General features: G+C 46.0%; 10 protein-coding genes and 2 pseudogenes. 8 read left to right on the plus strand and 4 right to left on the minus strand.

Features of this window, described 5'->3' with window-relative positions:
* Window positions 1-21 precede the first annotated feature (21 nt).
* From ABU165_RS19070 to ABU165_RS19085, 4 genes and pseudogenes are all read left to right on the plus strand, one after another.
* Window positions 22-915, plus strand: a complete 894-nt coding sequence (locus tag ABU165_RS19070) for a glycosyltransferase (RefSeq protein WP_148949529.1) — start codon at window positions 22-24, stop codon at window positions 913-915.
* A 556-nt stretch (window positions 916-1471) separates the two neighbouring features.
* A pseudogene (locus ABU165_RS19075) lies at window positions 1472-2110 on the plus strand (collagen-like domain-containing protein); the annotation flags it as partial.
* Between the two features lie 286 nt (window positions 2111-2396).
* A pseudogene (locus ABU165_RS19080) lies at window positions 2397-3614 on the plus strand (collagen-like triple helix repeat-containing protein); the annotation flags it as partial.
* 129 nt (window positions 3615-3743) lie between these two features.
* Window positions 3744-4499, plus strand: a complete 756-nt coding sequence (locus tag ABU165_RS19085) for a hypothetical protein (protein WP_318060625.1) — start codon at window positions 3744-3746, stop codon at window positions 4497-4499.
* 162 nt (window positions 4500-4661) lie between these two features.
* Here the strand turns inward: ABU165_RS19085 and ABU165_RS19090 are convergent, their stop codons facing one another.
* Window positions 4662-5405 carry a glycosyltransferase gene (locus ABU165_RS19090; RefSeq protein ID WP_318060582.1) on the minus strand — a complete coding sequence of 248 codons (744 nt, stop codon included), beginning with the start codon at window positions 5403-5405 and terminating at the stop codon, window positions 4662-4664.
* Window positions 5406-5551: 146 nt separating this feature from the next.
* Between ABU165_RS19090 and ABU165_RS19095 the strand changes: the two genes are divergently transcribed.
* The gene (locus tag ABU165_RS19095) at window positions 5552-6649 is read left to right on the plus strand and encodes a glycosyltransferase family 4 protein (RefSeq protein WP_318060583.1); all 1098 of its coding nucleotides are present in this window, start codon (window positions 5552-5554) and stop codon (window positions 6647-6649) included.
* 53 nt (window positions 6650-6702) lie between these two features.
* Here the strand turns inward: ABU165_RS19095 and ABU165_RS19100 are convergent, their stop codons facing one another.
* Entirely contained in the window at window positions 6703-7938 is a 1236-nt protein-coding gene (locus tag ABU165_RS19100; protein WP_224951904.1) for a BMQ_0737 family morphogenetic spore coat protein, read from the minus strand.
* Between the two features lie 159 nt (window positions 7939-8097).
* On the opposite strand from ABU165_RS19100, the gene ABU165_RS19105 reads away from it, so the two are divergent.
* On the plus strand, window positions 8098-9312 hold the full coding sequence (locus ABU165_RS19105) for a hypothetical protein (protein WP_318060584.1): 1215 nt from the start codon (window positions 8098-8100) through the stop codon (window positions 9310-9312).
* Between the two features lie 97 nt (window positions 9313-9409).
* The gene (locus ABU165_RS19110; RefSeq protein ID WP_318060585.1) at window positions 9410-10261 is read left to right on the plus strand and encodes a coiled-coil domain-containing protein; all 852 of its coding nucleotides are present in this window, start codon (window positions 9410-9412) and stop codon (window positions 10259-10261) included.
* 86 nt (window positions 10262-10347) lie between these two features.
* On the opposite strand, the gene ABU165_RS19115 is transcribed toward ABU165_RS19110, so the two are convergent.
* On the minus strand, window positions 10348-11088 hold the full coding sequence (locus ABU165_RS19115; RefSeq protein ID WP_148949536.1) for a glycosyltransferase family 2 protein: 741 nt from the start codon (window positions 11086-11088) through the stop codon (window positions 10348-10350).
* Window positions 11089-11107: 19 nt separating this feature from the next.
* The gene (locus ABU165_RS19120; RefSeq protein WP_148949537.1) at window positions 11108-11968 is read right to left on the minus strand and encodes a glycosyltransferase family 2 protein; all 861 of its coding nucleotides are present in this window, start codon (window positions 11966-11968) and stop codon (window positions 11108-11110) included.
* 187 nt (window positions 11969-12155) lie between these two features.
* Here ABU165_RS19120 and ABU165_RS19125 point away from each other — a divergent pair, with 187 nt between their 5' ends.
* Complete coding sequence (locus ABU165_RS19125) at window positions 12156-13685, plus strand: glycosyltransferase (protein WP_318060586.1); 1530 nt, start codon at window positions 12156-12158, stop codon at window positions 13683-13685.
* Window positions 13686-14472: the final 787 nt, after the last annotated feature.

A 14472-nucleotide genomic window follows, 5' to 3' on the forward strand; every position in this document is an offset into this window, starting at 1 on the left:
GCTTTAAGGAGAGTGAGTAAAATGGCAGAATCCGCAATCGCTTCTATTATCTTCCCAGTGAAAAACGAAGGCGAAAATGTTAAAAAAACTCTGGAATCATTCTTCTCGGCATCAATTGGCCAGCCCTATGAATTGATTATTGTTGATGATCAATCAAATGATCAATGCTGTGAATTTTTAAAAACTGAGTACTTGGATAAAAACATTATTCTCGTCACTACAGACGGTGTGGGAGCCGCCAACGCGAGGAATGAAGGAGCCAAGCTAGCAAGAGGAGAAGTGCTTGTCTTCTGTGATGCCCATCTGGAGTTTGAAGACTATTGGCTGGACCTTCTGATCGAGCCTCTTCTAAAAGGCCTGACCGATGCCGTCACACCTGCCATCGGGGCCATCGGCAACCCCCATTTCACCGGCTATGGCCAGACATTATGGGTAAATGAGAGATCTTCAAAGATCCGGACACACTGGAATGTCAAACAGGACGATCTTTTTGAGACTGCCATTCTGCCGGGAGGCTGCTTTGCCATCAATCGATCGGTCTTTGAGGATGCGGGAGGTTTTGAGACTGGGTTTCCAGTTTGGGGATATGAGGATGTGGAGATTTCAATCAAGCTTTGGCTGTTCGGATATAAATGCCATGTCCAGCCAAAAGCTAAAGTGCTTCACTTATTCAGGAAGGTACAGCCTTATAGAGTTGAACTTGACGATTATTTCTATAATCTGCTCAGGCTGTCTTACCTCCATTTCAATTCTGCGAGGATTTATAAAGTCCGGAAAATGCTTATAAATGGAAACCAGAAGGAAATCGAAAATAGAGTGCTTGCAAACGGGGCATTGGAAAAAAAGAAAAGTTATCTTGCAAGGCGCAAATATGATGATGATTGGTTTTTCACCAAGTTTAATATTTTCTTTTAATCTGCCAGCCGCTTTCCGGATTGAGTTCCGGGAGCGGCCTTTTCATTGTAAGAAGGCAGTTTATCTATTTTTTTAAATTTCCTGCTGTGCCGGGACAAACTTACTGGCAAACATACTACTCTGAAATACTATATATTGAAATACGGCAGCTTCACTTTAACCGTATTGATTTAACTATATGCTGGAAGGAGGTAATTATATGGCACTATTGTCAACCGGCCCGATCCTGAATCCTGCGGTAGGCGGTTCAAGACCAACGAGAACGGTCACAATTAAAGTGGACAATAGAAATGGAGCAAGCCCAGGAACAGTAGTGATTCAAGGTTATCAGCTGAATGGTTCGCGCACTATATATGTGTCTGAGCTGGTGAACGTTCCGGCAAACGCTGTCCTTACAAGAAACTACTTTGCGAATTTCGATAGCTTCGAATTTGACTTTACAACTGGCGGAGCTGCTGAAGCGGATATCCAGGTTTCTGTTTGGGGCCGTGATGCAGCCGGAGGATTGGTAGCAGCACACCGCATCGTTTCGGATGAACTGCTGGGTTCAGATCGTGGCCCTCAAGGCCAGCAAGGTCCTCAAGGCAATACTGGGGCTCAAGGGTCCCAAGGTCCCCAAGGTACTGGAGCTCAGGGTCCTCAAGGCAGCGAAGGTCCTCAGGGCAATACTGGGGCTCAGGGGCCACAGGGCACTGGTGCACAAGGTCCTCAGGGTCCTACCGGGGCTCAGGGGGCTACTGGTTCTCAAGGCGCACAAGGTCCTCAGGGTACTGGAGAACAAGGTCCTCAAGGAATTCAAGGACCTCAAGGAGTTACTGGCGGTACCGGTGCTCAGGGGCCTCAAGGTCCTACCGGAGTAACTGGCGCTCAAGGCGCCCAGGGTCCTCAAGGGGTTACTGGTTCCCAAGGAGCTACAGGTGAGCAAGGAGCTCAAGGCCCTCAAGGTGCTACTGGTTCCCAAGGCGCACAAGGACCTCAAGGGGTTACTGGTTCTCAAGGCGTTCAAGGTCCTCAAGGTTCTACCGGTGCTCAAGGGGCTACTGGTTCTCAAGGCCCTCAAGGTCCATTTGGTGTTCAAGGTCCTCAAGGTCCTACAGGGGTTACTGGTGCACAGGGCGCCCAAGGTCCTCAAGGTTCAACTGGGGCAGCCGGCGCTCAGGGTCCTCAGGGTCCTCAGGGCGAACAGGGTCCTGCGGCTCCATAGGCCTTCATCCTGCTGCTTAACAGCTACTTTAAAAAAACTGCCTGCAGACTCAGTTTCTGAGACTGCAGGCTTTTTATATATAAAGCTATTCAATTATTGGTTTAATATCCGCATCCCTCCTCATACCGTCTACTATTCTATAAAGATTGCAATCTTAAAATCCGCTCCCATAAATGGACAAACTCACAATCAATCTTAAGATCAATAAATAAAATAAATAAGAGAACGAGTAGTTTATGAGACTTTAGTTTCAGACCAAAGTGTTAGGAGGATAACTATGGCAGTTTTATCTACTGGACCTATTTCCAATCCGCCTGTAGGAGGAAACAGGATAACCAGGACCGTCAATATTAAAATTGACAACAGAGATTCAGTGAATTCTTCAACCATACAGCTGCAGGGATATAGATTGAATGGCTCCAGGATTTTATTTGCCCTTGAAACCATTAACGTCGGGCCAAACCAGGTTATTACCAGGAACCTGACTGCTAATTTCGATGCTTTTGAATTTGTTTTTACTACAGGCGGCCCTGCCGAAGCCAGCACACAAATATCAGTTTGGGGCAGAGATGTCTCCGGCCAGCTAGTTGCTGCACACCGGGTAGTATCTGACGAGCTTCTCGGATCTAATCAGGGTGCTCAAGGTCCGCAGGGTCCTCAAGGCAGCACAGGTGTTCAAGGTCCTCAAGGCAGTACCGGTGCCACTGGTGTTCAAGGTCCTCAAGGCAATACTGGCGCCACTGGCGCTCAAGGTCCTCAAGGCAGTACCGGTGCCACTGGTGCTCAAGGTCCTCAAGGCAGTACCGGCGCCACTGGCGCTCAAGGTCCTCAAGGCAGTACCGGCGCCACTGGTTCTCAAGGTCCTCAAGGGAGCACTGGCGCCACTGGTGCTCAAGGCCCTCAAGGCAATACTGGCGCCACTGGCGCTCAAGGTCCTCAGGGCCCTCAAGGTACCGGTGTTCAGGGGCCACAAGGTCCTCAAGGCAATACAGGATCGCAGGGAGAGCAGGGTCCTCAAGGATCGGGTGCTCAGGGCCCTCAGGGTCCTCAAGGCAATACTGGCGTTCAGGGTCCGCAAGGTGAGCAAGGGCCTCAAGGATCGGGTGCTCAAGGCCCTCAGGGTCCTCAAGGCAATACAGGAGCACAGGGTCCTCAAGGCAACACAGGCTCTCAGGGTCCTCAAGGCAACACTGGTGCCCAAGGAGGACAAGGTCCTCAAGGAGTCACTGGCTCTGCGGGAGCTCAAGGTCCTCAAGGGCCGACCGGCGTTTCAGGTGCTCAAGGCCCTCAGGGTCCACAGGGAACCACAGGTTCTGCCGGTGCACAGGGCACTCAAGGTCCTCAAGGCTCTACCGGCGTTACTGGAGCTCAGGGCCCTCAAGGTCCTCAGGGTGTAACTGGGGCTGCTGGAAGCCAGGGTCCGCAGGGAGCAACTGGTTCTCCTGGTGCAGAGGGTCCCCAAGGTGAACAAGGCCCTCAGGGAGAACAAGGCCCAAGCGATTTCCTATGGGGACAAGAAACGATATTCTGGGCAGATTCAAGTGCTCCCGGACCTGGTGACGGCTCTCCTCTCAACCCGTTCAACTCCCTGCAGGCCGCTGTTACCGTTGCTGTAAACAGCCCATTGGCTGTTACATTCGGGATGCGGGCAAGGCTGGTAATCCTGATTGCAGCCAATTCAGTATTCGATGAGGATATTGTCATACCGCCTGCAAGGCATGTCCAGCTGCTGGGTCTTGGCCCGTGGGTTCTTGGAAATGCAGACCTTGCAAACTTTGGATCTTCGACTCCGAGAAATGTAACCATTCAAACAAGCCAGGCAGCAGAGAATGTATACCTCATCCAAGGCCCTGCCTTTGATGCCCGTCCAGTAACGGTAATCGGAACATTTGATAATGGTACATCCGTCAGTACCCATACCAATTATACGAATGGCGCCATTATCAGCGGCAATGTGATATTCCAGAATGTATCACTTGGCGATCAATTTACTACAATCGAATTCCAGCTTCACAATGCAAAAATCAATGGGAATGTCGTTCAATCTGGCCACATGGGCCAGCTGAACACATATGCTTACAACAGCTGGTTCGCAGGAACAGTAATCCACAATGGACTAAGGCTGCAGCGGATGGTGGACAGCCGCTCAGACAGCACAATGCAGATAGCTGTGTACAGTAACATCCTAAACTCTTTTATTGGCGGAAATGTTACTGCAAATCCGGCAACTGATGTACCGCCAATTGGAATTTTCGGCACCCAGTTTGGCACAATTACCTGGACTGGAAACCTGACACTTGACGGGGCATCCAATTACTATTTTGGAAACTCAGATTCATCGGTGACTGGTACGAAAATTGTACTATTCAATGGATCCTGATTAAATTTAAGCCAAGGAATACACTGCAGCCAGTCTCGCAGCTGCAGTCTGGCACAGTCCCTAGTATTTACTTTTACTTGTCCATTATTTTAGAAGAAAGATATCAAGGCATGTTTTAGGAATAGGCCAGGCGCTGCCGGCCATAAAATGAATGAGGGGCGTTCATTTCGCCCCTTTCCATCCTTGAAAATTATTAAGGGCCGGACCATATTTTTTCTTTATACGATCCGTTTCCTCACTAATTTCTCTTAAATGCTTTTTCGTCCCCATTTTATTGTGGATTCTATAAAGAGTCAGCGGCTCTTGAAGAAAAGCAGGGTTATGTTTTAAGCACACCCTTATCCAGTATTCATAATCATGCGCATACCGATAAGAAAGATCAAAAATCCCTGCACTGGCAAGCAGTTCTCTTTTCATCATGATTGTAGATCCATTAATCGTGCAGCTTGTTTTCAACCCATCAAGCAGAGATTCCTTGCTGTAGTTTGAGAGAACACCAGATCCTGTCAGAATTTCGTTCTTGTCATTGATAAGCTTGTAATCAGTAAAAGAGAATTTTGCATTCTCCCTTTTCATAAAACTGAGCTGCTTTTCAATTTTTTCTGGCAGCATGATGTCATCAGAACTCAGCCAGACTATATACTCGCCTTTTGCCCTTTTGAAGCCTTTATTTAAAGCGGAGGCTGTCCCTCCATTTGATTTTTTCATATAAACAATCCGGTTTAAGAAAGGCTTAAGAAGCTGATCATGAAGTGTTGAGCCGTCATCCACTAGAATGATTTCGATATTTTTATAGGTTTGCTGCAATGCACTTGAGATGCTCTTGCCAACATAGCTGCAGTTATAGAATGGGATAATGATTGTTACAAGATCCTGTTGATTTGAAATGGAGTCCGGGAGCAGCATCACGTATTCCCCTTCCTGTACTTAAAGTGAATTTTCCCCTTATTTAAAGAGGTGTCCGTAAGGCCTCCTGATATTATAGATTGCTGAGCCTGCAATGGTGCCTGATTTGAACTGATTTTTATAAAAGGAATGAGGTGAAATGAAGAATGAATGACCGCAATCTGAATATACTTTTTACCTTTTATGTCCCAAGCGGTGGTGTCGAAACATTGAACCGGCAGAGATTACAGGCACTCAGCCAGGTTGGCATCAACTGCCATTTCCTTTATACACAGAGCGGTACAGGGCTTCAGAACAAAACGGATGCCACATTATATGTGACCAATACCGATTTAGGCATCAAGGAAATCCTTCAAAAAGGGAGCTATGAAGCGATTGTTGTCGGCTCCGATCTTGCCATGCTTCAGCGTCTCAGGTCCCTGGGATATCAGGGAATTCTGATTTTTGAAAGCCAGGGCCTTGGACAGGATAAAGATTATGCTGAAAAGTTCTTGAAAGCCAATGCCCTGCCTATTATCAATCCGTATTGTGATGCAATTCTCTATCCCAAGGCACCTCATCTTATTAAAGCGTTTGAAACTTATTTTCCATCTAAGAAAAAATACTCTTTTCACAATTGCTTTAACACAAAAGATTTCCATTACCGGCATTTGCCGAAAAGGCCACATCCAATTATAGGCTGGGTCGGAAGGCTTGAAGAAAATAAGAATTGGAAAGACTTCCTCATGATCGGAGCCAAACTGATCAGGCAGAACCCTTCGATCAAATTATGGATGTTTGAGGACAGTACCCTTGCTCCGGCGGATCAAAGGACAGCGTTTGAAACAGTTATTAAACAGCTTAATCTCCAATCCCACCTGACTGTATTTGCCAATCTTCCACATGACCGGATGGCAGACCACTATTCCATGATCGGGGATTCAGGCGGGTTTCTCTGTTCTACCTCTAAGGTAGAAGGCTTCGGCTATGCCGTCCTGGAGGCAATGGTCTGCAAATGCCCCGTCCTTTCAACAGATTCAGATGGGGTGCGGCATTTTATCATCCATAATACTACTGGCAAGTTTTTTACTTTAGGCAATATCCAGCATGCCGTCAAGGAGGGGCAGGATCTTTTGACAAATGCTCCTTTACGGGAAGCAATCAGGCAAAGGGCAGCTCAGCATATACAGCAGAATTTTTCTCCCGGAGATTATGCTGCCAACTTCATTAATATGATTACTGAATTAAAGCAAATAAAGAAATAAGCTGCCTGGAAAAGAAAAAAAGAAGGGTTTCCCCTTCTTTTAAACAATGCTTTTTATAGCGGCTGACCATTCAATAGATTCGGGAATGTTACGCAATCCTGAATAATGAGGTCTTCATCCGGCACGAACGCAGCTCCTGCGCCAGCAAAGGTCACTAACGGAAGTCCCGCTACATCAGTAAGAACAATGGAATATCCATCCAGATCCGTACCGATATTTTCAACCAGTGTCAATGTAAACAATACGGTGCGGTCAGGCACGCTCGGGTCAGCAAATACAATTGTGCCCGCCCCAGTAACTGTCAGTGTAGTAATGCCAAGGACAGTCGTGCATGTTGGCATATTGAATTCTTCTGCAGTGAAGACAAAGCTTTGGTCGACAGCAAGAGTCCCCGTACCAGTCGGTACAACAAAATCTTCGACAATCCATTGCAGGGTGCTTCCTGTCAGTTGGCAGTTGTCGCAGATTTCAGCTCTCAATTCTGTCGTATAAGTTCCTGCAGCAAGGGCTTCTGCAAAAATAATCGGGTCAAATGCGATTGGTACAGGGCCTGTAATAGGGTCTGTATCCACAAACGCCTGGCAGTCACAATTGTCGCGAGGGAAGAAGTCGCATTGCTCCGGCCATTCAAACGGCGGGCAAACCCCACCAGGAGGAATGACAATATCGTTTGGACGCGGGAAGCAGAATTTCGCCAGGACTTCCAGCTTTACATCAGCCTCAACCTGAATCTCAAAGCAGATATCAAGCATGATTTGCAGGCCAAGATCAGGAATACCAGTTTCAATGAAGTTTGTTTCACAGTTCAATGAAATCAGGCGGCAGAATACGTTGTCGCTTGTAAATGGCTCAGGAGCACAGACAACGAGGCGGCGCGATTCGCTGATAGTTGGACGGAAGCTGCAAATGACAGCGCCAGTGCTATCATAGATTGTAACAAGCGGCCTGATTGTGAAGATGACCTTCACAATAGCCAGGTCTGTCATGACTCCGTTTACCGGAATTTTGCGCCTTTCAATTCTGGAAGACACTGTACAGGTTGCATTTCCATCTGTATCTGGAGGATCAAGCGGGAAAAATCCTCCTACATCGGGAACGCAGCATGTTACATCAAGCGGGGTTCTCCCTTCTGCTACTGCCAGTGCAACTGCGGCTGCACATTCGGGCGGCAAGGTAATTCCTGTATCAGTAGTAATAGCATCAAATACCCAGTCATATACCTTGGAAACCCGAATACATTCTTCTTGAACGTTATTAGGGGTCAGTTGCGGTCTCTTATGACGCTTCAACTAAATCATCCTTTCTAATAGGTTGTGTATTCAATTCATCATATGGATATTTGGGATAAATGGTTCTAATCAACGAGCCTGTTTTTTCAGTATGATGATCTTGGGTTGATTTCATATTTTCATATTTTGGACTAAAGCCGATATAAAGGAGTATGCGCCATGAACCTATCTGTTTTTTTGGAAGAGAAGCCAATGGGAGATGCTTTGCTGTCTTCATTGATGAGCATCACGCTTTTTTGTGAAGAACATGGGTATACCGCTAAATGGGAGGAGACTGAGAGAAAGCTTCACATCGCTTCAGGAAGAAAGCTGGAATCCATTCTTTTAGCACCTCCTTCATCAGGTGTGGATAATGCTTTCCTGGAAGCCCTAAAAGGTTACCTGGAGGGGGAAGGCTTCCTTGCTATTACAGGCAGCCAGATTGAAGAAGCAAAGCTTAAACCGCATATCCTGCTGGAAATAGCCGAATCGGATCAGTTCTCACTGCCGCAGCTTAGTCTTGAGCATCCCAGCCACCTGGATGACCGGGTGAAGAATGCTCTTTTATCGGAGCTTAATAGAAGATCTCTTCCTTATCAGATTAAAGAATTGAAGTATTTAAAAGCACATTCTCCCCTGCGCTTTAAAATGGTATGCAAGCTGCCGAAAGGAGAAAACTCCAACAGGGATCTTGCTTCTATAATGGTACGTGCGATAGTCTGCTATTCCAACTCCAGCCGGCAAGGCCAAAAACAAAGAGGGGCCTTCCTGCCGCTCCCTGTCATGAAGAACATGATCAGGGGATTTTTATTGCCGGACACTCAGACAGCCGAGCAGCAGCCATCTGTGCAGCGGCCGGCTGCTGAAAAGCCAGCTGTGCAGCAAGCGCAATCCGGCCAGATCTTTAAACAGAAGGAATCCAGGGCCGATGCCGATATAGTAATGAATTACACCGTCCTCCTTCCGCGAACAGAAGAAACTGTACGTGAAGTCATGATAAACGGTGCATTGTTTATGAAGAATACGGGGAACTCCGCTCTCATTGATCCTGTAATATGTATTAAAATACCGCCGCAAAAAGGAATCTCATTACAAGGCCAGATCCTCCCTCCAAAGATGGTCGAAGGGTTGGCCGTCAAAGGGACAGGGGGGGATAAAGGCTGGAAATATGTTTATGACGATTGGCGGGATAGAGTGAAAGCAAAAGGCGAATATTGGATCACTTCCATCCCTCAGCTAGAAATTTTGCCTGGGGAAACAAATGCTTTCAACGCCCTAAACTTGTCTATTAAAGAGCCCGAAGAGAACTCTTCAATACTGATACAGGCGTTTGTCTATTTTAATGAAGGAAAATACAGATTCTCATCAAGCAACAGCATATCGCTCTCTTTTTAAAACCTGCCACCGGCCAGGTTTTGTTTTTTGTCACACCTGATGTGTGTCAGCATAAGATGGCAATACCATCACAGCCCAGAAAGAAGAGGTGGCATCAATGCTTCGATCAAGCGTGTATAGAGAAGATGATTACCGAATGCTTCAGCAGAAAATCATTCACCTCAACTCCGAACTTTCCCGATATAAAGCAAAAGTAAAAGAATATCAGGATGATTATCATTACAGCCAGTTAGAACAGCTGAAAGAAGAAAACCTGCGCCTCAGGAAGGAATTGGATGAATCAGCGGAGTGTCTCGAAAAAGAAAGAAATGCTTTTGCCCGCAAGCTTGAGGAACATACCAAAAATAACCTTTCCTCCATCAGTGATTTGGAGGAATATATTATGGAACTCGAAAAGGATAGCCGAGAAAGTGACAGGCAAATAAAAGAACTGAAAGAAACGCTTATTTTCCGTGACGAGGAGACAGATAGCCTGCAGGCAGAACTGGAAAAGCTAAGAGAAACTGCCAAACATGAACAGGCAGAATTGATTGACTTAAGAAATGAGCTGGGGGAATCAAAAAAGACTCTAGAAATTAACCAAAGTGAGCACCAAATCATGTTAGCTGAACAAAATAGATTGCTTGAAGAAAATTCTCAATTAGCGAACCAGCATCAGTTTACCATGAATGAGCTTCTAAAACTTCAGATGCAACTTAAAGCAGCTAAACAAGATCCCATATCAAATTCTGAGGCTTCCTCCCCTTCATTCGAGCGCTTAACTGAAGCTTCCAATAATGCAAACAGGCTAAAAGAACTCCAAACCCAGGTATACGAATACTCTGCCTCCATATCCCTATGCCTTCAGCAGATTGCAGAGCTGGAAGAACAAATGGACCTCCTTATGGCTTTAGTCACAAAGCTGGAATCCGGAAGAGCGAGAGCCTCACAAAGCTTTAAACACCACTAGAACACGTGCATCTTCCGGATGCTTTTTTCTCATAAAAAAAGATGACTCCAGGGCCATCTTTTCGACATAATCCTTGACACAGAGCTTCATCTTGACGCTGCTTCGAGCTTTCTTATATGTTCAGCAATTTTGGGCCTGTAGATTTCCTGAAGGGCGGCTATTTCCACGCTGGATACATCTGAACGCAGTTTGCTGCCCATTTTTTCGTGGACCCGATAATGTGTTAATGGGACATCGAGAAATCCGAATTCATAATGCAGAGCGATTCTCATCCACATTTCATAATCCTGTGTATTTTGCAGCTTCTCATTAAATGCCCCTATATTTCTCATTACACTCATATGGGCCATGACGGTTGATCCATTGACTGGGCAAAATTCCTTCAAGTCCCGGTAAAAGGTAAGCTGGTCAGTATATTTTTTATTGAGTGAAGCAGCGATCAGCCTTCCCTGGCTGTCAATCTTATTGAAATTGGTAAATGAAATCATGTACCCTCTTCTTTGCATAAAAGCGAGCTGAGCTCTGACTTTTGCGGGCTGCAATTCATCATCAGAACTCAGCCAGACAAAATAATTTCCCCTTGCCTGCCTGATTCCCTCATTAAGGGCTGAAGCCGTTCCTCCATTGCTTTTCCTAATATATCTGATGCCCTTCATATAAGGGGCCAGCTGTTCCATATACAGGGTAGAGCCATCATCCACAACAATGATTTCAATATTGGGATAGGTTTGCCTTTGTGCACTTGCGACAGCCCTCCCGACATATTGGCAGTTGTAATACGGTATTATAATTGAAACAAGTACCTTATCAGCAGCCTGATTGATCATAAGTCCCCCTCCCCTCCTGCTATAAGCATTGCAAAATTTGATCAATCCGGTTGATATCCTGGATGTACCTTTCAATGCCAGCTACCCGGAACCGATAGTTTAATAGGCCTTGCTTATAAAGTTCATCCAGGGATAGAAAACCTTTTTCCCTTGCAGCAACCATGAGATCCAGCCATTCACTGAACGCAGACGGACCAAGAACATTATTATTCTGGCTGGCATGAAGGCGGAACAAACTGAGCGTCTCCGGAATATATACAGCCTTGCCAGCTGAAAGAAGGTTTAGCCATGCAGCCATATCATTGAGAAGTGAATATTGTTTCCCGGCAAAAACACCAAACGGCACTTTTAAATCCTCCCTCTTAAACAAAACAGTCGTCGGCTCCCCTATGATATTTAAACATCGGGAAAGAGCCATATCTGCAAAAACTTTCCCATCCATCACCCTGGTTTCCTGGAACAGCCTTTCTGTTGCATACAAAGGAGCCAGCCAATTCCCGAACTCATCAATTGTCTGTCGATAGGAGGTGACTAGCTTTATATCCTGAAACTCCTGAAAAAAGTGCATCATCTTCTCTATCTTGTTCTTATCAAAAACATCATCATCCATCAGATAATTTATATATTCCCCTGAAGCCTTGTCAAACAGCTTATGCCAATTCTTCAAAAATAAGTTTTTCTCATTTCTATAATAGCGGATATTGTCCACACTGCTAAAACAGGATGACACCATCTCCTGAACCCTGCTGTCGGAGCTGTCATCACATATAATGATTTCTATACAGGGGTAAGTCTGCTTAAGGGCACTCTCAACCGCTGTCTTCAGGGTATCCGGCCGATTATAGGCAGGAATGAGAATGCTCACAAGGGGCAAAGGCATATAATATCTCCTTCCGGTCGCTTATAGATTTCTCGATTTAATTATTCTATTCATAAGCCTCTCCCCATGTTCGGACCTCTGCCAGTATCTGCTGAAAATCCGCCCTTCCCCAGATTTTGCAACAAGGCTGAGGGCTTGCATATAAATAATAGAAGAGTACGCCACTTTATAGAATAGGAGATAACCTATGCAGGATAACATGACCCCTTTGCTGAAGGCTTATTTTTTTGTTGCAGAAGATGTGCCTTTGGACGAAATGAGTACCCTTCAAGCAAAATTGCACGAGGATCATATCTTTACCATTATGCGCGGCAGGGAAGATACTCCTAATGACATCCACACAAAATTGCCGAGAATTTATATTTCAATCGGCAGCGACTGGAGACAATTTCCGGGACTAATTGCCATGCCAGAACACGAAAAGAAACGCTGGCTCCATTTTAAGTCCCCAGAAGAAATCGAACCTGGCAATCTTTTTTATTGCTGGCTCTCGTCAACGGATCCGCTTCCTGAAGACAAGACCGTGCCGCCGACAAAATTCACATCTGATAAACCGCTTGTATCTGTGTTTACAGCTGCCTACAGATCAAAAGAAAAAATTCAGCGGCCATTTAGATCACTGCTGGGACAGACCTATGATAACTGGGAATGGGTTATAGTCGATGATTCAGGTGATGATGAAGAAACCTATCGGGAATATTTAAGTAAGATGGATGATCCAAGAATCCGCAGATACAGGCAGGACAGCTATAATGGCTATATTGGATCAATCAAAAGATATGCAGCAGGCCTTTGCACCGGCGAAATTCTTGTAGAGGTCGACCATGATGATGAGCTTACTCCTGACTGCCTGGAAAAAATAGTACGTGCCTTCCAGGAGAATCCGGATTGCGGCTTTGTTTATGGAGACTGTTCAGAGGTGTTTGCAGAAAATCTTCATGCCCACTGGTATGGCTGGGACTGCGGGTTTGGCTACAGCGTCTATTACCGGATTTGGCTTCCCTCGATGAACCGCTGGCAAAATATCCTGCGCCATACAACTATTAATGGCAATACGATCCGCCACCTGGTAGGGCTGCCTAACCACCCCCGCGCCTGGACAAGAGAATGCTATCATCTTGTAGGGGGGCATAGGGAAGAGCTTCTTGTAAGCGATGATTATGACCTTTTAGTCAGGACGTTCTTATCTACTAAATACGCCTCTGTTCCTGACCTGCTTTACATTCAGTACAGAAACGAAGGCGGCAATAATTCTACCTTTACAAGGAACAGACAAATACAGATTCTGGTCAGGGAGCTGAAGAACTACTATCACGAACGAATCTATGAAAAGATTAAAAATCTGGATATGCCGGAGCAAGTGCCCTACAGCAGGATCTGGGAGACCGGAACAGACGACCCTGCCAGGAAAACGGCACATATTATTCATGAAGACGATTCGAAAAGATCAATCATATTCCCAATCCCCTATTCATCAGAAAAGAAAGAACATGCACAGCTGTACCAGACATTAAATAAAGGGTTGAATAATGGATTCAGCGATATGGAAGTAATAATCATCGGGGACGTACCTCCAGACATCGATTTCTTCGCCTCCAAAGCGCCTTCCGGCAGCATCCGCTGGTGGCCGATGGAACCAGCAGATCCGATTGAGTTTTATATTGAATACGGCAAGTATTGTGCATCGTGCAGAGAGAAGATTGTTGTAATGCCTTGATCATTCAAAAAAGAAAAGGCCGGCGGTATGACTGCCGGCTCTTTAACTTTCTTTTTCCCCAATTTGCACAATTACTTTATTGACAGGCTTCTGTTTTAGCAAATTAGCATTTAATAGTATTTATAAACGTACTCTGTGCTCGAACTTCTGTAATATTAACTGCTTCTATTAGATTTAACAGCAGTTTCTGCAAATGGTTCTGTTACAATTAATGCCAGGTTTTCAGGATTGTTGGAATGTTGGAGAGCTAGTTCGTGCTAAATCTAAAACAACTAGACCTATTTGAGGGCCCTGGCTATCTTGGGCTCCAGTTACTCCTTGAGGACCCTGGGAACCTTATGTACTCGTAACTCCGGTCTGTCCCTGCGGACCTTTGGGTCCTTGTATTCCGGTTGCCCCTCTTGGTCCCTGTGCACCTTGGCTGCCTGTTGCACCTTGTGAGCTGTAGCACCCTGTGGGCCAGATGACCCGGTAAGCTCCCTGGGGACCCTGGGAACCCTGTGCACCGGACGCCCCAGTCGGCCCCCCCTGAGCTCCTTGAGCACCAGTTGCCCGTTGCGGTCCTTTCACAACTTGATTTGAGCCTGACAAGTCATCCGAGAGAAGCCTGTGTGCTGCGACAAGCTGCCCATCGACATTCCTGACCCATACTGAGATCTGTGCGCTGCTTTCTGCCGGTCCTCCTGTTGTGAAAACGAACTCAAGCCCTTCAAAGTTGGCGAAATATTCCTAGTCACAACTTGATTAGGTGCCAGATTCACTTGTTCAAGGACATAAAGGATCCGTG

The organism is Cytobacillus sp. T106 (assembly GCF_040492155.1).
Classification (GTDB): domain Bacteria; phylum Bacillota; class Bacilli; order Bacillales; family Cytobacillaceae; genus Bacillus_AB; species Bacillus_AB infantis.